The sequence below is a fragment of the Gordonia marina genome (assembly GCF_052036135.1).
Lineage (GTDB): Bacteria > Actinomycetota > Actinomycetes > Mycobacteriales > Mycobacteriaceae > Gordonia.
In genome coordinates, this window is record NZ_JBPSDN010000001.1 from 91322 (window position 1) to 111530 (window position 20209).

At 66.4% G+C, this 20209-nt stretch carries 18 protein-coding genes and 1 pseudogene; 11 read left to right on the forward strand and 8 right to left on the reverse strand.

Annotated features, from left to right (window positions below):
• The first annotated feature begins 28 nt into the window (after positions 1–28).
• Entirely contained in the window at positions 29–1678 is a 1650-nt protein-coding gene (locus ACSEEN_RS00330; protein WP_440711932.1) for a hypothetical protein, read from the forward strand.
• A 4-nt stretch (positions 1679–1682) separates the two neighbouring features.
• On the opposite strand, the gene ACSEEN_RS00335 is transcribed toward ACSEEN_RS00330, so the two are convergent.
• The 3 genes from ACSEEN_RS00335 to ACSEEN_RS00345 form a co-directional block, all read right to left on the reverse strand.
• Complete coding sequence (locus ACSEEN_RS00335; protein ID WP_298446450.1) at positions 1683–2303, reverse strand: TetR/AcrR family transcriptional regulator; 621 nt, start codon at positions 2301–2303, stop codon at positions 1683–1685.
• Positions 2304–2329: 26 nt separating this feature from the next.
• Positions 2330–2803, reverse strand: coding sequence for a thioredoxin-dependent thiol peroxidase (bcp, locus tag ACSEEN_RS00340; protein ID WP_440711933.1), 474 nt, complete (start codon positions 2801–2803; stop codon positions 2330–2332).
• Between the two features lie 156 nt (positions 2804–2959).
• On the reverse strand, positions 2960–3247 hold the full coding sequence (locus ACSEEN_RS00345; protein ID WP_440711934.1) for a hypothetical protein: 288 nt from the start codon (positions 3245–3247) through the stop codon (positions 2960–2962).
• A 3-nt stretch (positions 3248–3250) separates the two neighbouring features.
• Between ACSEEN_RS00345 and ACSEEN_RS00350 the strand changes: the two genes are divergently transcribed.
• Positions 3251–3991: an LGFP repeat-containing protein gene (locus tag ACSEEN_RS00350; RefSeq protein ID WP_440711935.1), complete on the forward strand. Its 741-nt coding sequence runs from the start codon at positions 3251–3253 to the stop codon at positions 3989–3991.
• A gap of 313 nt (positions 3992–4304) precedes the next feature.
• On the opposite strand, the gene ACSEEN_RS00355 is transcribed toward ACSEEN_RS00350, so the two are convergent.
• Positions 4305–4526, reverse strand: coding sequence for a hypothetical protein (locus tag ACSEEN_RS00355; protein ID WP_440711936.1), 222 nt, complete (start codon positions 4524–4526; stop codon positions 4305–4307).
• Between the two features lie 928 nt (positions 4527–5454).
• Positions 5455–6678: a hypothetical protein gene (locus tag ACSEEN_RS00360; RefSeq protein ID WP_440711937.1), complete on the reverse strand. Its 1224-nt coding sequence runs from the start codon at positions 6676–6678 to the stop codon at positions 5455–5457.
• A 753-nt stretch (positions 6679–7431) separates the two neighbouring features.
• Between ACSEEN_RS00360 and ACSEEN_RS00365 the strand changes: the two genes are divergently transcribed.
• The 5 genes from ACSEEN_RS00365 to ACSEEN_RS00385 all read left to right on the forward strand — a co-directional run bounded on the left by ACSEEN_RS00365 (position 7432) and on the right by ACSEEN_RS00385 (position 13284).
• Positions 7432–7632, forward strand: a complete 201-nt coding sequence (locus tag ACSEEN_RS00365; protein WP_440711938.1) for a helix-turn-helix domain-containing protein — start codon at positions 7432–7434, stop codon at positions 7630–7632.
• Positions 7633–7801: 169 nt separating this feature from the next.
• On the forward strand, positions 7802–8617 hold the full coding sequence (locus ACSEEN_RS00370) for a hypothetical protein (RefSeq protein WP_440711939.1): 816 nt from the start codon (positions 7802–7804) through the stop codon (positions 8615–8617).
• Entirely contained in the window at positions 8614–9789 is a 1176-nt protein-coding gene (locus ACSEEN_RS00375; protein ID WP_440711940.1) for a hypothetical protein, read from the forward strand. Before ACSEEN_RS00370 ends, ACSEEN_RS00375 begins: the two co-directional genes overlap by 4 nt.
• 1010 nt (positions 9790–10799) lie before the next feature.
• Complete coding sequence (gene mobC / locus ACSEEN_RS00380) at positions 10800–11201, forward strand: plasmid mobilization relaxosome protein MobC (protein ID WP_440711941.1); 402 nt, start codon at positions 10800–10802, stop codon at positions 11199–11201.
• Positions 11182–13284 carry a relaxase/mobilization nuclease domain-containing protein gene (locus tag ACSEEN_RS00385; RefSeq protein ID WP_440711942.1) on the forward strand — a complete coding sequence of 701 codons (2103 nt, stop codon included), beginning with the start codon at positions 11182–11184 and terminating at the stop codon, positions 13282–13284. The genes mobC and ACSEEN_RS00385 overlap by 20 nt, the downstream gene beginning before the upstream one ends.
• A 352-nt stretch (positions 13285–13636) precedes the next feature.
• On the opposite strand, the pseudogene ACSEEN_RS00390 reads toward ACSEEN_RS00385, so the two are convergent.
• Positions 13637–13771, reverse strand: a pseudogene (locus tag ACSEEN_RS00390) (ISL3 family transposase); the annotation flags it as partial.
• Positions 13772–14176: 405 nt separating this feature from the next.
• Between ACSEEN_RS00390 and ACSEEN_RS00395 the strand changes: the two are divergent.
• The 3 genes from ACSEEN_RS00395 to ACSEEN_RS00405 are packed head-to-tail and all read left to right on the forward strand — an operon-like array spanning position 14177 to position 18447.
• The gene (locus ACSEEN_RS00395; protein WP_246997545.1) at positions 14177–15832 is read left to right on the forward strand and encodes an ABC-F family ATP-binding cassette domain-containing protein; all 1656 of its coding nucleotides are present in this window, start codon (positions 14177–14179) and stop codon (positions 15830–15832) included.
• A complete protein-coding gene (locus ACSEEN_RS00400; RefSeq protein ID WP_132064188.1) occupies positions 15829–17097 on the forward strand; it encodes an MFS transporter in 1269 nt (422 codons plus the stop codon). The genes ACSEEN_RS00395 and ACSEEN_RS00400 overlap by 4 nt, the downstream gene beginning before the upstream one ends.
• A gap of 15 nt (positions 17098–17112) precedes the next feature.
• Positions 17113–18447 carry an ISL3 family transposase gene (locus tag ACSEEN_RS00405; protein WP_246997549.1) on the forward strand — a complete coding sequence of 445 codons (1335 nt, stop codon included), beginning with the start codon at positions 17113–17115 and terminating at the stop codon, positions 18445–18447.
• Here the strand turns inward: ACSEEN_RS00405 and ACSEEN_RS00410 are convergent.
• Positions 18416–18640 (reverse strand): hypothetical protein, encoded by a 225-nt coding sequence (locus ACSEEN_RS00410; protein WP_440711943.1) that lies wholly within the window; start codon positions 18638–18640, stop codon positions 18416–18418. The genes ACSEEN_RS00405 and ACSEEN_RS00410 overlap by 32 nt on opposite strands.
• 72 nt (positions 18641–18712) lie before the next feature.
• A complete protein-coding gene (locus tag ACSEEN_RS00415; RefSeq protein ID WP_440711944.1) occupies positions 18713–18916 on the reverse strand; it encodes an XRE family transcriptional regulator in 204 nt (67 codons plus the stop codon).
• 195 nt (positions 18917–19111) lie between these two features.
• Between ACSEEN_RS00415 and ACSEEN_RS00420 the strand changes: the two genes are divergently transcribed.
• On the forward strand, positions 19112–20047 hold the full coding sequence (locus tag ACSEEN_RS00420; RefSeq protein WP_440711945.1) for a hypothetical protein: 936 nt from the start codon (positions 19112–19114) through the stop codon (positions 20045–20047).
• The last annotated feature ends 162 nt before the right edge of the window (positions 20048–20209 follow it).

The following is a 20209-nucleotide window of genomic DNA, read 5'->3' on the forward strand; positions in this document are numbered from 1 at the left end:
GGAAGGCGGGGCGGACGGATCGATTTCGGTGGCGCGGGTCATCGGGGTGCTTCTGCTCGGCGTCGGCGCGGGGATACTGGTCGGCGCGCTGTGGACCGCCGCCGGTGCGCTGTGGCGGGGGACGGCCAACGATCCCCAGGAATTCGCCGAGCGCACCGAACCGATCTTCGGTGACGTGCGGGTCCCGGTGAACGTGACGATCATCGTGGTCGCCGTCGTCGCGGTGATCGCGGTCGCCGTGAGTGCGGCCGCATCCGCCCGGGCGGCCATCGCGACGATCACCGTCGCCGTCATCGGAGCGATCGCCGTACTGGTCGTCGGCTCGACGACCGGCCTGCGCGGGGCGCCGGAATCGGCGCGCGGCCCGCTGGGGTCGGGACTGCCCGCGACCGTCACCGCCTGGTACCTCGCGCTGGCCGGTCTGGCGCTGGTGCTGGTGGGGGCGATCCTGCGTGGGAGCGGTTCACCGCTGCGCGCGAGCCCGCGGGTGGCCGGTGCGGTGGTGGCGGTGGGGGCCGCGGTGACGACGATGGCCGTCGTGGGCCTGCCGCAGACCTATGCCTCCGCGGTCACCCTGGTGACCGGTGATCGGCACCCGGTGACCACGTCGATTCCCGCACGTGTGGTGACCACCCCCGAGTCGCTGGCGGACCGGGGTGTCCGGGCCGCGGCGACCGCGACCGCGATCGGCCCGGGATTCGTCACGTCCGACTCGCACGGCGTCACCGTCTACAACGGCGACAGCCTGACCGAGCGGTGGCGGCTGGAATCGGCTGGCCGGATCTTCCGCGGGGTCACCGTGCAGGCGTTCCCGGACGCCGGAATCGTCGCCGTCGCACTGATCCGGCCGGACGGCGCGGTCCAGACGCGCGGAGTCGACGCCGCCACGGCCGAGACGGCGTGGGTCAGGTCCGGCCGCTGGTGGGTCGACGGTCACGGCGCCGACAACGGCCGCCCGCCCGGACCCGGATTCCATCTCCTCTCGCTCAGCGACGACGAGACCGTGCTGCGGGCCGCCGATCCCCGGACCGGCGCGGACCGCTGGCGGCACGTCGTCGCGCCGGGTTGCACCCTCGGCGAGGTCCAGGACGACCCGCGCGAGGTGGTGATCGTCGAGAACTGTGCGGCGGGCTCGTCCTTCGTACGCCTCGCGGCCGATACCGGCGCGGTCACCGGGTCGACGCCGGTGCCGAGGTGGGGACCCCAGCCGGAGCTGGACATCATGCGGGGCACGTCGCCGATCGCCGACCGCTACCGGGTGAGTATCGAGGGAGTGCCGGTCGCCAACCGGGAGTTCGCGGTGGTGATCACCGAGCGGCGGACCGGCCGGGAGGTGCTTCGGTCGCCGAACCTCTCGATCACCTGCAACGCCGAGGCCGAATGCCTGTGGTCGAATGCCGATCGACAAGCGGTACTGACCTCGCTGACCGGCGTGTTCGGCGACGTCGTCTTCGATGACGAGTATGTCCAGGAGACCGCGGACCGGCCGGTCATCCTCGCCGATCAGGTCCTCTGGCCGTCCGCTCGCGAATCGGCGCTGATCGTCGGCGACCGCGGCACCGGGCGGACCACCGTGCTGCCCTCGCTCACCCTCGCGCAGGCGATGCCCGGCGGTGTGGTGACCCGGGCGGAGTATTACGACGAGCCGGGCGGCCTGCTCCGCGGTCAGGCGGGGTGAGGGCTCAGTCCAGCTCTTCGAGCAGCAGGTAGCCGGCGAGCATGCGTTTGAGCTCGTGCACGGTCTGGTCGTGGTCGTGCCCGTCCTGCACGGAGAAGCTCAGCAGCGAGTAGGCGGTGTGCACCAGCACCTGGGCCATCATCTCCCGGCGGGACCGCTGGCTGGGCGTCAGCGGCGCCAGCAGCCGGGCGACCTGGGTGGCCAGGAGCTGTTCGTTGAGCGAGGCGGTGGCGCGGGTGGCCGGCGTCGACTGCACGGCCAGCCAGACCGCGCGGCGGGACGGATCGGTGCGCCACAGGGCGGCCAGGTGGTCGAGGAACTTCTCCAGCAGCGCGGGCCATTCCAGCGAGGGGATCTCCTCGGAGAACGCGGTCAGCTCGTCGCGCACCGAGGTGGTGTCGACGCGATCCAGCTCGCAGACGATCACGTACTTGTTCGCGAAGTACTGGTAGAGCGTGCCGATCGGGACGTCCGCGCGCTGGGCGATCTGCTCGCAGGTCAGCGAGTCGAACCCGACGTCGATCAGTACCTCCCGGGCCGCGGTGAGGATGTCGGTGAACTTGCGGCGGCTGCGTTCCTGGGTGGGCCGCTTGCGCGGCACCAGTGGCTCGGTGAGATCGGGCACGGTGGCGGGTCGTGACTCGGCGGCCGCTACAGCGACAGGTCGCGGCGCAGCTTGGCGACGTGCCCAGTGGCCCGCACGTTGTACTGCGCGGCGGCGATGTGGCCGGTCTCGTCGATCAGGAAGGTGGACCGGATCACGCCGGTCACCACCTTGCCGTAGAGCTTCTTCTCGCCGAACGCCCCGTAGGCGGTCAGCACCTTCTTGTCCGGATCGGACAGGAGCGGGAAGTTGAGGTCGTCGCGGGCGACGAACTTGGCGAGCTTCTCCTGCTTGTCGGGGGAGATACCGATCACGGCGACGCCCTCGCCGTTCAGCTCCGCGAGGTTGTCGCGGAAGTCGCACGCCTGCTTGGTGCACCCCGGCGTCATCGCGGCGGGGTAGAAGTAGACGATCACCTTCCGGCCGGCGTACTCGGCGAGGGAGACCAGATCGCCGTTCGCGTCGGGGAGCGAGAACGGGGGAGCGATGTCACCGGGTACCAGGCGTCCGTCTACAGGCATGACCTCACCCTATCCGGGCGGCTCCCCGGGCGGAACGGCCGAGTCCGGCGAACCCTGCATGACGCCGGTGCGGCAGCGGCTTACACGTGCGTTTCCGGATCGTGAGTCGCGACGGCGCCGTCGTGGTGCGGCCGGGCGCGACGGGCTGGGTGTGGACTATCGTCCGGGCAGCCCGGTGTCTCCTCGCTGCGTCCGCAGCTCGGTGATCCCGAGGATCTGGACCTCGTCGATGGCCGGAGCGCTCGAGTACCGGGGACCCTCACCGGTGAACAGGATCAGGGTGTCGAGCGCCCGGTCGTCGAGATCGTCAGTGGTTGGTGCTGGGACCTCGACAGCGAGGACGTGGTCGAAGACGTCGCCTGTGGCGTAGGCGTTCTCGGTAGGGATGGTCAGCGGAATGGTCGGGGACAATGCGGCCTTGAGCACCCCGGACCCGACCAGCATCCAGTGACGCCGATCTCGCCGGACGCACGCAGCGAGATCGGGCGCAAGTACGCCGCACTCGGTGGTGATAAGGGGGTTCTCGGGGCGCCGGTTACCGCTGAGTCGAGACTGGCCGACGGGCAGGGGCGGAGGGCAGACTACGAACATGGTTCTATCTTCTGGTCCGCGTCCACGGGGGCGCATTGGGTTAGTCGGCTGATTATGCAGTCATGGAATGGCGAGAATTACGAAAGCGGCCGCCTTGGCTACCCTACTGCCGACACGCTCATCCATACGCCGAAAGTTCATAAGCAACGGTTTGAACGCGGCTCAATACTCGCGGAGCGAATGAACGAGTATCAGATTCCGATCCGCAATAACGCGAGGTCCGATGTGTGCGTCGCTGGCGTGAACTTCGATACGATTCACATATCTACCTGGGATCCGAAGAACCCGGACACCGTTTCTCAGCATGCCGCATGGTACGACCTCAATAAAGCATGCCCTCGGGGGATGAAGATTCGTCTGCAGCTACAGTCGCAGACTCGGAACCCCGATGGAGTGTGGGCCCACCGTGGGGAGCGTGGACAGAAAGATGTCTACGCAGGTGGCGGATCCGCCAACAGGGTTGCTGCGAATTTTGTTTGCATCGGCTCCCAGCGGAACACTTGGCGTGGCGAACTCGACGCCGACATGCTTGGCCGCATGGACCCTCCTGGCAAGCAACGGTCTAAGTCTGAGGATCTAAATTGTGGAATCATGTGAACAGTATCACCGTTGATGTTGACGGGCAGCTGTTTGTTGTCACCAACGAGGGCGGGGGCCGTTTTCAGTTCGATTGGGTGGATTCACCGAATCCGGGATACGGATTCTCGATGTTCGTCGTTGGCAACGAGGAATATGAACTGACACTGGAGCAGTGCCGCAATTCTATTGAGAATTTCCTAAAGGAGGTCGACCCTAACACTGGGTACATACAGTAGATACGAGAGACGCTCGGCTGATCGGTTTAGGGTCAGGGGTGCGGCTCGGTGAGGATGGCCCCTGGACGGGACCAATCCTCGGTCCTTCTGTGACCTCACGCTCGGGGGGAGTCCTGACATGGCGCCATTCGAGAGCGTGCGCCTACCGGCATCGACGGGGCGGCGCGGGCGGTCTCCTGCGTCTGGCCGAGCGACCAGAGGAAGTTCGGGCCGGTCTGGTCCAGCGCGTCGGCGGCGTTGCGCTGGTCGGCCGCCTCGGCGCGGCTGAGGTCGCGGGCGCCGGGAGCGAGCCGGCGGCGATCATGCGGTCGATTCATGGATCGGCGAGCACCGCGGACAGGTCGGCCGGCGTCTCCGGGGCGAAAGCCATGACCTCGCCGTCATCGGCCATCACAGCGACGAGGGGTGCGGCGTCGTCGCGCACCGCAGCCTGGCAGCGATCACTCGCATCGAACTCGTCGAAGCTCGGCGGGTCCCCGTGGAACGAGTCCTCGTAGAGCCGCGCGTAGGCAAGGAGAGGTCGGTGGCGCGATCGACGGGCGCGGAGTTCGACACGTTGCCGACCGCGACGCTGTAGGCGCGGGCCTTGCCGCCGCGGGTGTTTCGATGGCGTTCGGTGACGGAGGCCCAGTCGGCGCGTATCTTCGCGTTCGCCCGCGCAATGCGATCGTCGGCCTGATCGGTCAGGGCGTCGGGAGAGTCGATGACCCTATCTATGCCCATCGAGGTTCCGTCGGTGCGTGTAGAGACGAGGAGCTTGATCTCGGCTGCGCAGAGCTTGCGGACCCGCTCACCCTCCGTCGGCGGCGATCGGCGGGGGCCTCGACGCGACGCAGGCGATGAACGAATGCGAATGGCTACTTACTCATGCGGTGCGGATGCCGCAAGGCGTGAGCATGGTCGCCGATCCGAGCAGGTCGTCTATGTAGAAAAAAGGTGATGCGAGCAGTTGCCCCGCTGGCCTGAGCGTTCCTGGTCGGCCCTCCAATCGCATTGGAGGGGCCACAAAGAGGTCAGGCCCCTACCGGATTTCTCCGGTAGGGGCCTGACCTGCTGTTATGGTGCGCCATCAGGGACTCGAACCCCGAACCCGCTGAGTATGCCCAACATGGGCGGTGAATCCGCTGGTCGCGGACTCGAATTAGCTGGTCAGAGCGTCCCCAGAGGGTCGAGAGCTAGCCCTAGTCGTCCCTGGTGGTACCCGCGTCGTCCCGCCAATAGAGGGTTTATTAGAGGGTTCGTGGTTCATTCGCCGACGACGCGCAGCCGGCGCTCCTTGGCTGCGGCGACCATCGGTGAGAGGTCGGCGGTCGGGTCGACGTAGTGAGCGGCGTTGACAGCCTCGGAGTGGCCGAACCACTCGGCTCGGACGTGTGCGGGCAATGCGTAGAGGATGATGTTGAGCGTCGTCCTCCACCCGTGGCTCCTGATGTCTTCCCTGAGTTCCTCGATACCCAGCTCGTCCGCCAGGGACACGTACAACTTCTCGATCTCGCGGGTGCAGTTGCGGCGGTCCCAGACTTTCGTACGATCGGCTGGTGCGCCGTAGAGATAGGCACCGGCTGGTGTCGCGTCGCGCCGCGCCTTCACCCGCTCGGCGACGCGATCGTCGAGAACAGTGAACATCTTCGCAGCCTTACGGCCCTTGATCTTGTTCGCGGGGATGAAGACGTTCACCCCACCGCTGGCGTTGTCGATGACCTCGTGTGGCTCAACCTGACGAGCCGATCCGAGCCTCATCCCAGTCGTCATCTGAAGAAGCGTTATTTCGACGGCGCCGCGGATCTTGTCGCGCGCGGCCTCCCTGCTGCGCTTGGGCAGTTCGACGGTGTCGACGTCAATCATGAGCAGGTGGTCGAGCAGCCTGTTGTAGTCGACTTCGGTGAGGGCCGTGTCGTTGGCGCTCTTCTTTGTCGTCTTGACGTTGCCGAGGTCGACGTCCATGCCGGCCAGCGGCGACTGCACGATGATGCCGTCACGCCTCATCTGCCCGAAGATCCAGCGATTCAGGACGTTTCTCGCGGTCTTACCGCTCGCCCGCCCGTTCTTGGCGGCGATCGCAGTGACGACCTTCTCCGCCTGGCGAAACTGCGCCAGGTCGGCGAGGGTGCGGGGCGACTGCTCCTCGATCAGGACCAGCGACCTCTTGTACAGGGCCTTGCTGTCGTCGCTGAGCTTCGTCGACGACTCGATGGCGGGCTTGACGACGTCCTTGATGTAGGCGCTCACCGTGCTGGCCTTGGTCCAGCGACCGTCGCCGCCGGCTCCCTCCTTCAATTCGTCGAGCTTCTCCAGGGCGGCCGCCCGCGCTTCGCCCTTGGTGCGTCCCCGCGACCGGTAGTCCTTGGCCGCGCTGCCGTCATACGGCCACCAGCGCCACCGCATGACGTAGGAGCCGTCGGCCTGCCTCTTCGGTTCGACCTCGTGGATAGACGAGTCTCCGGGTTCGTGTTGTGCTGTTTTCGCCATGGATTAGAGGGTATCAGATTGTGAGGTTTCAGTCGGGGGCGGCAGAGCCTCCCTCCCTGAGCGTCGACAGCTCCAGCCTCGTCCCGGAAGTCCCGTCCCAATGTGATTGGGACAGCGAAGTGCCTCGTGACCTGGGCGTTTACCCGAAGCGCTCTGCGACTGTCCCAATCCCAAAACGGCCCATGAAGCGGGATTGGGACGCACTTTGGGACGCAAGAATCGCCGTGACCTGGGGCGATGGCAGAGCGTCCCGGATACCGCCCACCGTCCCAACGAAAAAGCAGAAGTCCTAAGGCCGAGGATCTCCTCGGAACATCATTTTTCCTACCCAAAGTGTGACAACGGTGCACGAACAGCCCGGACGACCAGCACAGACGCGCGCGAGCGCTACGTGTTTCTTCTCGATAAGGAACTGTGACAAGGTGTGACAACCCAACGGCGGGCCCACGCCTACCTGCGGCGATGTCATCGAGTTGTCACAGTTTCCGGATCACCTAAAACTGGGACAACTGTGACAAGCATGGACCCGTCGCGCCGCCCGTGGGATCACGACTCGCGGCGGCTGGGGTGCTTGAAGCGACCACTAGGGACGGGTAGTGTCGGTGAGGATCGCTCATTCGCGATGCGCATCAAGCACCCCACACAGCCACCCGACACAGTCACCCCACACGCGGTTCTGAGCTACGACTCCCGCGATCCACCTGACGCACCACTGTCGAATGCGCTTCTTCTTCTCCTGGAAGGAGCGGGCTGATGTCTGCTACCAACACCGCCACCGCTGTTCCCCGTCTGGCCCTCACCGCGGCCGAGGCCGCCCAAGCGATCGGCGTCGCGCCGAAAACGCTGAGGAATTGGCGCAATCGAGGCCAGGGTCCGAAGTTTCGCCGTGTCTCCCCGACGCTCGTCCTGTACCGCGTCGAGGACCTCGAAGCCTTCCTGGCCGACGCCGGCTGACCCCCCTGCACCACAGAACTGAAAAGAAAAAGCACCTGGGCTGTCGGGCCCAGGTGCTCTTCAAGAAAGGAGTTGGCGGATGCCTCGCCAACACTCAGATCGTACCCCGGCGCGCTCTCAGCGCGCCAGCACCGACGTTCCGACCCCGAAGAAGCGCAAGCGCTGCCGGATGTTCGGGCTCGTCCGGCAGAACAAGAGCCTGGCCGCCGTCGACGCACGCGTGCTGGAGCGGACCCTCCGCGACCTGCCGCTCAAGGCGTGGGTCTTCGGTCGGCACGGCGCCTCGACCGGCTGCGTCGACTGCGCCGGCACCGAGGACCACTTCCAGTGCGCCATCCGCTTCACTGAGGTCCGCGACCTGCACGTCGTCGAGGCGCTGTTCCCGGGATTCAAGGTCATCCCGCTGGTGGGTGCGACGGCGTGGCGCGACTACGTCAAGTACCTGCCGCACGGCACCGAGCACGAGGTCGTCGCGTCCTTCGACTTCGAGGAGTTCCTCGCCAAGTACGGCGGCACGCCGGTCAAGAGCCTGTTGTACCGAGACATCAAGCGCATGGTCTACGAGGGCGAAATGACGCTGTTGGCGGTTCACCGCGACCACCGCGAGGTTTACATCAACCACTGGAGGGCGCTCGAAGCGCTCGCGGCGAAGGGTGAGGAGATGCGCAAGGCCGAGCGGGAGGCCACGGCCGCCCGAGAGCGCGCCGAGCGTGCCGCGGCCTCCCGACGGGAGGCAGACCGGGTCCGTCGGTGGGAGCGGACGCTGGAGGGCCAGGCGCACGTGCGCGATGTCGCAGAGACCTTCGCGCAGGTGGAAGCGGAGGAGATGCACGCGCATCTCATGGAACTGAAGATCGAGAAGCACATCGAAGAGCAGGAGCACGCCGCTCTGCACGAGAAAGGCCTCCATTGCAACCAGTTCGGGTGCACTCGTGGCTGGGACATGCAGATCCGGCGTGCGGCTGAGAACGGGACGCTGCGATGAACAAGAACACCACCGCTACCCCGGAGGAGCACCGCTGGGGGTTCTACGCTGCGATCCTGGCCGGCTTCCTGTTGCTGTCGATGATCGGCAACGCGCTGCACGTGTGGGCGGTCTGGGGCGCCGACATCACGACAGGCACGGACCGGGGCGGTGTGCCGGTCGGCGTGCCGATCGCCGCGATCGTCCTGGTGCCGGTGGCGGTCGCCGTCATGACGGAGATGGTGGCCGTCGCCAGTCGACGTAATCGAGGGGCTGTCAGAGCCTTCATCGTCGTCTCGGCCGCTTTCGTCGGGTCGATCGCATTGGTCACGAGCTACATCGGCTTGGTCTACGTGTGGGCGACGATCGTCGGCTTGCCGACGGCTCTCGCCTGGATGGCGCCGTTGATCATCGACGTGCCGATCATTGCCGCAACGATCGGTCTGTGGGATGTCCACTCGACGATCCGAACGGACCGTGAGCGGGCGAGCCGGACCGCCGAAGAGGTGACGAGTTCGACCGACGAGGTCGTCACCCAACTCGTCACCCCCGACGAGTTGGCCGTCGAGTTGCCGACCGAAGCGGTGTCGACCGCCGGACAGAGGCGGTCTGTCGTCGGTAACTCGACGGTCCGTCGAGTTACCGACGAGTTCGAGGACGCCGGTGACGAGTTGTCCGACGAACTCGTCACCTCAGGTGACGAGTTGGGTGTCGAGGTCGTCGCCAACTCGTCACTTCCTGCTCGTCACCCCGCTGAGCTGGGCGTTCAGGGTGACGAGTTGGTCGACACCCCCGACGAGTTGAGCGACGAGTTGCCGACTGAGGCGCCGTCGACAGCTGGGCAGAAGTGGTCTGTCGACGGTAACTCGTCGGTGCCGACGAGTTACCGTCGAGTTGCCGACGAACTCGTCACCCCCAGTGACGAGATGGGTGACGAGCCCGACGAGTTGGCCGGAGCCGGTGACGAGTTGTGGCGCGCACGTGCCGCCGAACTCGTCGCCACGACGAAGGTCAACGCGACCCCCGACGAGCTGGCGACCGTGCTCGCCCTCGATGAGCAGGGCGCCTCGAAGGTCGCGATCGCCGAGGCTGTCGGCCGGTCGCGCTCGACCATCACCGGCTGGCTCAAGGCCGCTGCTGACGACGCCGATCGGGAGGGGCCTCCGGCCCTGACCGTGGTCAGCGGCCGGTAGCAGCACCCCCGTCACCGACACCCCGCCACCTGCTGGTGGCGGGGTGTCGTCGTCTGTGGGCGCCCACGGCGGCGACCTGGGCTGACACCCGGCCGCGGAGGGCCCGTGCAAAGTGCCGGAAGTTTGTTCTGGGCCCCTGCGAGCCCGCCTCTGCGTTTGTCCAGGCCGCTACTCAGGTGTCTGATTAGTCCGACCCGCAGAGCCGCCCTCTCCCAACGCGTCGACACCTCCCGACTCGTCTCGACGGGCACGTCGACCGTGACCGACTGGGCCCGGACCCCCGTCACCGTCCCGCAGACCCCGGGCGCGGCTGATCACGGGACTCTGTGATGATCCGACGATCACGACGTCGCCGCGGACCCAGCCGCCGGCGTCACCGGGCCGAACCCACCTTGACTGCACTCATGAGGCCGGCTCCCGCGCAGCCATTCGGCGCGGGCTCTTTCCTGGGTGCGGCGTGCGAGCGGAGCGAGTGCGCAGTGCCCTCCCGGGCCCGTCAGGGCCGGGGCCATCCAGTAGTCGCCGCCCGAGCGGGACGGGCGAAGCCTCGGCCTGCGTCACGAGCGCGCTTCTCTCGACGGCCGTAACCGCCGCCGGGTATCACGGTCCACGCCCGCGCACCTCCGAGCGGTCGACATGTCGCGGGTCGAGGTGGCCTGCCATCGGCCGGCCAGCGAGGCGCACGCGGTCCAGGCGCAGCGCGGAGTGCGAGCACCCGCAGGGAGGGTGAATCGGCCGTCAGGCCGAGAGGGAGGGGCCGCAGGCCACCTCCCTTTAGCAGGGCACAAGTGATAGGAGGCCCGCGCAGCGGGCAAGTGTCACACACTTGTGCGTTTCTAGCCGTGCTGTTTCCCACTGCGCAGCTGAGGTAGCATCAACGACGAATCAGGTAGGGGCAAGAACCCCAGGAGCCGCGTAGGTTCCGCACTTGAGGCCCGTCCGGGTCGAGCCGCCGATAGGTTCCAAGGACACCCCGGTCTCTCGCACAGCACCATTCTGCGAGGGAACCCGTGTCCGCAAAATCGACCATCGTCCACGTCCGCGTCAAGGACGACGAGCGAGCCGCCATCGACGAGATCCAGGACTTCTACAGCGCCGACAGCGCCTCGTCGGCGATCCGCCATGCGATCGGCATGACGCACCGCTACGTCAAGAAGCAGCAAGCCAAGGGTGAGGTCGGCAAGCCTGTCCGTGAGGAGCCCAGGAGCCGTCCTGTGCGGTCGGAGACCGCACGGTGGGCGTCGATCCTGACCCAGAGCACCGCCGCAATCAACAGGCTCGGCAACAACGCGAACCAGATCGCGAGGCGGGTCAACAGCGGCGAAGCCGTAGAGCTCCAGCAGCTCGTGGCGGAACTCCGCCAGCTGGTGGCCGAGATCCAGGAGCAGGTCCATGAGCATCTGCCTGGCTGAGTCCGCGATTGGCATCCGCGGGCCGATCATGTACGTGATCGTCGGCCGCGTGAAGAAGTCCGATCAGGTGTTTCGACCTGTCGCCTTCAGGAGCGATTTCACGTTGCTGCCGCCCGGCATCGCGGCGGGAGAGGCAACGGTGGTCGCTGCGGAGGAAATGTTCGCACCATACGACAAGCGGCGTCCGCGCAAAGGAGCCTTGCTTACTCTGAGCTTCCCGCCCGACGAGTTCGACGTGAACAATCCCGAGCACCAGCAACGGGTCCTCGAACTGGCCTACGAACTCGCCAAGCGCGTCGCGCCGAACAGCCCGTGCGTGGTCGGCGTCCATGCCGACAAGGCTCACCTCCACGCGCACGTCTTCATCCTTAATCACGACATGACGACCCTGAAAGCGCTCCGCAAAGGCTTCGTCTACAGCGATGTGAAGTCGATCAACGACGAGTTGATGGAAGAGAACGGCCTGCGGGTCGCCGAGCCCGGCGAGGTGTCGAAGACCAAGGAGAGCGTCTGGCTCCGACGACGCGGGGTCGAGATCCCCGAGCACACAGGTCTCGATCACCTCGGGGTCACCGAAGAGAACTGGCAAGCCTGGGTTCGGGATGAGGTCGACCGTGTCCTCGACGACGACGGCGTCGACTCGATGGCCGTCTTCAAGAAGCAGATGCGCGCACGCGGCGTCGACGTCCGCTACAAGAAGCCGAACAAGACGAACCCGAACCACGCCGTCAGCTTCGCAGTCCTCGACGACGCGGGCCGAGTTCGCCGGTTCGAGTCGAGCGGCGGCAAGACCTACAAGATGTCACGGGCCGGCAGTGTGCTCGGCACCGACTACACCTATCAGGCGATCGAGGGGTCGATCACCGACCGACAGAAGGAGATTCAAAATGGGCCGAGCCGAGCGACAGAAGAAGTTGCGAGAGCAAGCATCGCGGCGGCCGGCACCGGAACCGGAGCTGACGCCGGTCGCGGCGGCACAGCTGTCCCTGGAGTGGATGCAGGAGCGACGGCGGTCGTCGGCACGGGCCGCGGCGGCGCAGACGTCGATGCGGCAGCGGGAGAAGGATCGGCTGCGGCAGGCGAAGCGCGACGAGGCGGCTCTGCGGGCCCAGACGGAGCAGCGGGCGAAGGAACGGGCCCAGGCGGCGCGGGAGCGGGTCGAGGAGCAGCGAGCGGCCGAGGCCGCGAAGCGGGATCGCCTGCAGGGGTGGACACTCGGGGCGCGCTGAACGCGAGCATCGAGCGGAAGGCCGCCCGACACCGCACCAAGACGGACCAGTGGATCGACACCGTTGCCGAGCGGGTCGAGGACCGTCTCGACCGCGACGTCGAGGTGGCGGCACGGCGGATCTCCCAGTCGCAGAGCGTCATGGAGGGACTCGCATGGTTGCTGGTCCTGTACATGGAGCAGCGGCAGCAGACCGCCGAACTGCGCGAGTGGGCGTCGGCGAAGCGCGACGCGATGGATGCGCCGGTCGAGCGGCCGACCAGCGGGCCGCTGGCCGCGCTGTCCGACGATGCACTGAGGTTCCTGTCGACGCACGAGGAGGGTGCAGCCCGCGGCTACGAGCAGTTCGCTGAGGAGAAGTACAGCGCCTACGTCGATCGGAAACGCGCCAGGGGCGAGGAGCCGCGGTCGATGGCCGACTACTACGGCGTTTCGTGGGGCGACGCGGTGCAGGCAGCGCGTGGAGAGGCCGCCGTCGGTGGGTCCCTACCGGTGCCAGCGCGGGACTTCCTACTCGACACCGGGCACTTCGACCGCTTCATCGCGTGGCGTGCGTCCACAGATCGCAGGGCTTGGTCGCAGCCGCTCAAGGCCGAGGACATCGCGGAGATGGAAGCGCCGGTCGCGGCGGCGGCCCAGGGGTGCCCGGAGTTCGTGCGGTACATCGCTACGCACGGTCAGCTCGACGCCTACGCGCAGCGGGCGAAGGTGCTCCGCGACGTACGACATGCCACGGACGACTTCTACGCCCGCACCGGCGACGAGGCGGCGGAGCAGCGTGCGCGTGACCAGCGGCTAGTCGGCGAGTCGGTGCCGAAGACGACGAAGACGACGACGACGGGGTTCGTCGACTAAGGCCAGTCGCGCCACATGTCCCACAAGATCGCGCGGTTCGCCACATCCTGTCGATGTTGCAGATTCTGCCGGTGGCGGCGGTCGGCAGCGGCCTGCGCCTGGCGGTATTGGCCCTGCGCTTCCTCTTGTTGGAGGAGGAAGCGCAGGGCTTCACCCACCGAGTCCGCACGATGCTGGGCGATGAGCGTCGCGACCTGGGTGATCGCGTAGCCGTTGAGGTAGTCGACAGGGTAGAACTCCGGGCCACCGATGCCGAAGTAGAACTGTCGAAACTTGGCGATTGCTCCCTGTTCGATCTGTCGAGTGTGCTGGATCTCGGCGTTGACCGGCTCATCCCAATCAAGGGTGTAGTCGGGCCTTGGCCTTCGGACGTGGGCAGTCTCCTGGCGATGTGCTTGGTGAGAATGCGAGACCCGAGCGCGCTCGCGCGGAGGTGCTCGAGCCGACCACTGATCGCCTTTGACGACCCGTTCGACGTGCCGCGGCGCGCGGTGACGCGGCCGCTCAGACGACTCGTGGGCCAAGCCCATCGGGTCGCGGCGTTGCGCAGGGCACCCTCAGCCATACCGGCGGGACCAGTGGTTGCGGGCGCGGGGTTCGGCAATGTTAGACGAGGACTGCGTGGTCGAGTTCGAGGTGCCAGCCAGTCGAACAGCTGGGCCCCGTCCGTCGCCTAACGTGGCAGCAGATCGGCTGCAGGAAGACATACCGGCGGCATGCGGTACACTTTTTCCGTGCATCTGTACTTCCTGTGACGGCTGAGTAGGCCCACCGCGCTCGTTGAGTATTCCGAGTCTGCGGCGGCCGCTCGTTCTGACCCTTCTGGGTCGCCGTCAGTTGCGTACCTATCTGCCTGTTCGTGGCCGGTGGTGCGTCGTCTCGAAGGACTTCAATGCTCACCCCGACAAACCGTCATCCGGCGCGCCAGCGCGCGCAGCTCATCGCTTCCGACGTGTCTTTAATGCGCGGAGCCACGCCCGTTCTCCATCATGTCGACCTCACCCTCACTTTCTCATCGCGTGTCGCGATCGTGGGCGAGAACGGGCGGGGGAAATCGACGCTCCTGCAGGTGCTCGCTGGCGTCCTGGCCCCGGACTCCGGAACAGTCCAGTGCATCGGCACGATCGGTGTTGCCGAGCAAGAGATGACCGCCACTGACAGTCGAACTGTTGGACAGGCGGTCACGGAGGCGATCGCCGAACCTCTGGCCGCGTTGGAGGCACTCGACGCCGCCGCTCTCGCTCTCGCGGACAACACGGACCGGGCGGAGGAGCAGTACGCGGCCGCGTTGGAACATGCCGAAGCGCTCGATGCGTGGGATGCCGAACGGCGCGTGCAGATCGCGCTCGAAGCGCTCGACGCGGAGACGGACACGACCAGGCTTCTCGCAGACCTCTCGGTGGGACAGCGTTATCGGGTACGGCTGGCGTGCCTTCTGGGCGCCGATCACGACTTTCTCCTGCTTGATGAGCCCACCAACCACCTCGACCGAAGCGGGCTCGGGTTCTTGGCCACGCAGCTCCGAGCGCGGAGCGGGGGTGTTGTCGTCGTCAGCCACGATCGTGCGCTGCTGTCCGACATCGCGGAGACCATCGTCGACCTCGACCCGACGCCGGACGATCGGCCGCGCGTGTACGGGAATGGCTATGCCGGCTACCGGGAGGGGCGCCTGGCCGAGCGGGAACGCTGGGAACAGGACTACGACCGCCAGCAGGCCGAGCATGCTCGACTGCAGGACAGTCTCAGCGCCGCGCAGAACCGATTGGTCTCGGGATGGAGACCAGAGAAGGGCACCAACAAGCATGGGCGCGCCACCCGGGCCAGCGGGCTCGTGCAGAACGTGCACCGACGCCAGGAAGCACTGGAAGCCCACGCCGTCACCGTGCCGGAACCGCCTCAGCTCTTCCGGTTCCCCGACCTCCCCACACGCACTGGGGCGGTTCTCCTCAGCGTCGATCAGGTCAGCGTCGCTGGGCGGTTGACCCGGCCAGTGTCGTTCTCACTCTCCCACCGCGGCCGTCTCGTCGTGACCGGCCCGAACGGTGCCGGCAAGTCCACACTGCTGAGCGTGGTCGGCGGTGAGCTGGCGCCGGACACGGGAGCGGTTCGAACGCCTCGGAGCACGCGCTTGGGCTTTCTCCATCAGGAGACGACCCTGCCGCCTGAGCGGAGAGCGAGCGAGGTGTACGCCACGCACGTCGGCGCGCTGGTGTCCGAAGGCACTTTGCTGGAGTCGGATGCGATCGGGCTCTCTCAGCTTGGTCTGCTGCGCCCGCGCGAGGCGGGCAAACGAGTGGGTGAGCTCTCGATGGGGCAGCAGCGCCGGCTCGATCTGGCGCTCGTGCTCGCGATGCGCCCGCATGTGCTGCTCCTGGACGAACCCACCAACCACCTTTCCATCGCGCTCGTTGACGAACTCACCGACGCGCTCGGAGCAACCACGGCGGCGGTCGTCCTGTCAACGCACGATCGGCAGCTGCTCCGTGACGTTGACGAATGGCCGAGCCTCGAACTGACTTCGATGGTCGAAGGCGAGGCCCTGGTATGAGCGAAATGAACCTCAACCGGATACGTGCCCTGCGGCCACTGGCTTCGCGGGACTATCGCCTCCTGTTCGCCGCGGTCGGCATCGAGGTCTTCGGCACCGGGATGTGGACCATCGTGATGGTCTTCCAAGTGCTCGCGCTCGATGACAGCCCGCTCGCGCTCTCAGCGGTCGCAACAGGGATGAGCTTGGGCCTGTTCACCTTCTCGATCCTTGGTGGCGTTGTCGCCGATCGGTTCTCCAAACGCCGCATCATCATCACCGTGCAGGGATGCACCGCGGCTGTGATGATCGTGGTGGCAGTCCTGTCCCTCACCGAGACGATCGAACTGTGTCACGTCGGCGTTGCCTCATTCGCGATGGGCGCAGGAAGCGCGTTCTTCTACCCCGCCTACAGCGCGTATTTACCTCAGGTGCTTCCGCCTGAGCAGCTCCTCGCAGCGAACGGGCTCGAAGGCGCTCTCCGCCCCTCATTGGGGCAGGGCCTCGGTCCCGCCCTCGGCGGAGTCATCGTCGGCATATTCTTCCCCGCCATCGGGGCCGTCATCGTCGCAGCCTCGTACGCAATCGCGTTCATCCTCACCCTGTTCCTCAGCCGACGCGACGAGCCGACCACGGCCACGTCTCCGGAGCAGCACACGAGCGTGTGGGGCGACCTTCGAGCAGGCGTGAACTATGTGGTTCACACCCGCTGGTTGCTCTGGACCCTGATTTTCGGATCCTCGCTCGCTCTCATCATCCAGGGACCGATCGAAGTGCTGCTGCCCTTCATCACTCGCGACAGGTTCGAGGACGCCGAATCCACGTTCGGCTTCCTTCTCGCCGCATTCGGCATCGGTGGGGCTATCGGCTCACTCGTTGTGTCGTCGCTGAAACTCCCGCGTCGCTACCTCACGTTCATGATCGCCTGTTGGGGCGGCGGAACCCTCCCCCTCGCGGTCATCGGCGTCGCCGACAATCTGATCCTGATGCTCGCAGCCCTGTTCATCGTCGGCGCAGCGACCGGAGCCGGTGTCGTCATCTGGGGAACCCTGCTGCAACGCTTGGTGCCGCTCGACATGATCGGCCGAGTCGCGAGCCTCGACTTCTTCGTCTCGATAACCTTCATGCCGGTCTCGATCGCGGTCGCAGGACCGCTCTCGCTGCTCGTACCCATCCCGGTGATTTTCACCATCGCCGGCATCGCTCCACCCGTACTTGCGCTGATCGCGTTGCTGGCAGGACGTATGCGCGAAAGCGAGATAGAACGCCTTCTGGACGAACGGTGAGAGGCGACTGTCGACATGCCCAACGCTTCCGTCCGGGCGGGCTTCACCTGCCCGGACTTGACCACATTCTGCCGACTCGACGAGCTTGACCTCGTCGTCACCGGCCAACGCCTCGAGCCCGGCCGAGCGGTGCTGGCCTGCCGGGTTCTCACATCGGACGAGTGGTGTCGGCGCTGCGGCGCCGAAGGGACTCCTCGTGACACCGTCGTCCGGCGTCTTGCACATGAGCCGCTGGGCTGGCGACCCACCGTCCTCGAGGTCGCGGTGCGTCGCTACCGCTGCATTGGCTGCGGGCACGTCTGGCGCCAAGACACTACCCGGGCGGCCGAGCCGCGGGCGAGGCTCTCGCGCCGCGGGCTGCGGTGGGCACTCGAAGCGCTGGTCGTGCAGCACCTGACGATCGCCCGGATCGCCGAGGCGCTCGACGTCGCGTGGGACACCGCCAACGACGCCGTTCTCGCCGAGGGCAAGCGTGTTCTTATCGATGACGAGCACCGTCTCAACGGTGTGAAGGTCGTCGGGGTCGACGAGCACGCCTGGAGGCACACCCGGCGCGGTGACAAGTACGTCACCGTGATTGTCGACCTCACTCCGGTCCGTGACGGCACTGGGCCTGCGCGGCTGCTCGACATGGTCGAAGGCCGTTCCAAGCAGGCGTTCAAGACCTGGCTGACTGAGCGTGACGAGGCCTGGCGTGAGGGGATCGAGGTGATCGCGATGGACGGGTTCACCGGCTTCAAGACCGCTGCGGTTGAGGAACTCCCGGACGTAGTGACCGTGATGGATCCGTTCCACGTCACGCGCCTGGCTGGCGAGGCGCTCGATGAGTGTCGCCGCCGGGTGCAGCAGTCCATCCACGGCCACCGCGGCCGCAAGGACGACCCTCTCTACTCCGCACGGCGGACCCTGGCCACCGGCGCTGGCCTGCTCACCGACAAGCAGATCGACCGACTACAGCGACTGTTCGACCCCGCCATCCACGGCGATGCCCATGTCGAGGTCGAGGCGACCTGGGGCATCTACCAGCGCATGATCGCCGCCTACCGCCATGAAGACCGCCGCTGCGGCCGCCAGCTGATGACCGCGCTGATCGACTCCGTCAGCACCGGCGTCCCGCCGGCCCTGGTCGAGGTCGCCAAACTCGGACGGACGTTGAAGAAGCGGGCCGACGACGTGCTCGCCTACTTCGACCGGCCCGGCACTAGCAACGGACCGACCGAGGCCATCAACGGACGACTCGAGCACCTCCGAGGCTCCGCACTCGGGTTCCGCAACCTCACCAATTACATCGCCAGGTCCCTGCTCGAGGCCGGCGGATTCAGACCACGACTACACCCTCGATTGGGATGAGCCCGTTGACCGCCGCCACGCGGTCTTCGGCCTTCTTGCGCGAACCCGGGACCAGCTTGTTGTACTCACTGACCTCGTCGCGCTGGCGAGTCAGATAGTTGAGTCTCGCCGTGCATTGGGACAGCTGGTTGACGTGCTGTGAGAGTCGCTGGAGCGTTGCGACGTAGTCGGCGCGAGTCCAGTTCACGTTCACGAGAGCCCCCTGTGTTAGTGCTGACGGCTATCAATCTAGCTGGCAGCACCGACAACTCAGGGTCCCGTGCGGTTAGCCGGGTCGTTTATCCGGCTGACTTCGCTCCCACGCATCGACGGTCTCGGCGGTCCATCCGCGCACTGGGCGCTTCGAGTCGGCGCCAATGATCACGTCGGGCTCGGGGAACTGCCCTCGCCGCACCCGCGTCCGCAGCCGCTCCAGCGGCATGTCGAGGCGGTCGGCCACCTCGGCGATGGACAGGGCATCAAGTGTCATGCGTTTGATCGTACAGCCCGAAACCGGGTTGAATCACGACCAAAACGCCTGGTCAGCTTGACATGTGACCCGGTTCCGGGTCATACTGGAGGCATAGCGTATACCGCTCGAATGAAGTCGACGGACAGGAAATGTCGGACCCGGCCGGTATACAGGCATACGGCCGATACGCGAACGACCATCGAGGGGAACGACATGACGCAGCCACCGAATGACCCGACGGATCTGTATGGGGTGATCGCTGGGATTAACCCGTCGATGTCGCCGGAGGCTCTCTACGGCAGGCTGAACGGCCAGATCCTGTTGCTCGACGATATGCAGACGAAGGGCCAGTCGGTCAATCCGAACTACCGCGCGCGGGTCGCACTCGCACGCGACGTGCTCGGAACCGCAGGCCCCAAGCAGCAGTACGACGCGGCACGCGCGTCTGGTGGCAGACCGACCGACGATGAGCTGGTCGCCATGGTCGGCACCCGTGCGTCGATGCGCGCAACACACAAGCAGTCGACCTGGAAGAGCCCCGGCATGATCGTCGGCTACGCGATCTTCGGCGTCATCGCGGTGGTCCTCGTCCTGGTGCTTGCGACGTCGTGCGGCGACGACGGCGAGCCAGCAGCGACGAGGGGTACGGCGAGCACCGCAGCAGGCGCGACCAGCACGGGGTCGGGCGACGGCAAGACGTACACGCTCGACGACATGCGTGACGGGCGCGCCACGTGGAAGACTGTGCGGACGATCGAACTCGGCGACGTCAATCCGATCGGGGCGACGTTCACAGGCGCCAACGACACGGCGACGAACGGCTGGCAGGGTAGCCAGTCCAAGATCATCGCGATGCCTGACGGCACTGTGGCACTGCTGTGGCAGCGCCACACGCCCACGGACGCTCTCGACCCTCACTGGCTGCAGCTTCGCATCGACGGCGACGACGTCACTGTCGTGGACCAGTCGGCGAACGCGACGACAGTGATGGGTCCGGGCGGCAAGGTGATCGGCAAGGCCGCGACCGGTATCGAGGGTGAGCAGATCGGCGCGGGCGTCACGGCAGTCACTACGACGGACGGTCGAATCTTCGGATTCGCTGACACGCGGCCGGGCAAGCTCTTCGAACTCAAGGGCGTGGCCAAGTAACGGACTGGCCCTCGATCAACGAACAGAACCCCGGGAACCGATGTTCCCGGGGTTCTTTCATGTCTGTGCGATTCGCTCCCGACTATTGCCACATAATGCCTGATCCGGTACGATAAACACCGTCAGTCACCATCGTCGGCCGTCCCCCGCACACGGGATCGC

Coding starts and splice junctions, on each gene's coding strand:
- bcp (WP_440711933.1), bottom strand. CDS start 2,803: ATGCCTGTAGACGGACGCCTGGTACCCGGTGACATCGCTCCCCCGTTC.
- ACSEEN_RS00345 (WP_440711934.1), bottom strand. CDS start 3,247: ATGCTGGTCGGGTCCGGGGTGCTCAAGGCCGCATTGTCCCCGACCATT.
- ACSEEN_RS00355 (WP_440711936.1), bottom strand. CDS start 4,526: ATGAATCGACCGCATGATCGCCGCCGGCTCGCTCCCGGCGCCCGCGAC.
- ACSEEN_RS00360 (WP_440711937.1), bottom strand. CDS start 6,678: ATGGCGAAAACAGCACAACACGAACCCGGAGACTCGTCTATCCACGAG.
- ACSEEN_RS00365 (WP_440711938.1), top strand. CDS start 7,432: ATGTCTGCTACCAACACCGCCACCGCTGTTCCCCGTCTGGCCCTCACC.
- ACSEEN_RS00370 (WP_440711939.1), top strand. CDS start 7,802: ATGTTCGGGCTCGTCCGGCAGAACAAGAGCCTGGCCGCCGTCGACGCA.
- ACSEEN_RS00375 (WP_440711940.1), top strand. CDS start 8,614: ATGAACAAGAACACCACCGCTACCCCGGAGGAGCACCGCTGGGGGTTC.
- ACSEEN_RS00385 (WP_440711942.1), top strand. CDS start 11,182: ATGAGCATCTGCCTGGCTGAGTCCGCGATTGGCATCCGCGGGCCGATC.
- ACSEEN_RS00395 (WP_246997545.1), top strand. CDS start 14,177: ATGCTCACCCCGACAAACCGTCATCCGGCGCGCCAGCGCGCGCAGCTC.
- ACSEEN_RS00400 (WP_132064188.1), top strand. CDS start 15,829: ATGAGCGAAATGAACCTCAACCGGATACGTGCCCTGCGGCCACTGGCT.
- ACSEEN_RS00405 (WP_246997549.1), top strand. CDS start 17,113: ATGCCCAACGCTTCCGTCCGGGCGGGCTTCACCTGCCCGGACTTGACC.
- ACSEEN_RS00415 (WP_440711944.1), bottom strand. CDS start 18,916: ATGACACTTGATGCCCTGTCCATCGCCGAGGTGGCCGACCGCCTCGAC.
- ACSEEN_RS00420 (WP_440711945.1), top strand. CDS start 19,112: ATGACGCAGCCACCGAATGACCCGACGGATCTGTATGGGGTGATCGCT.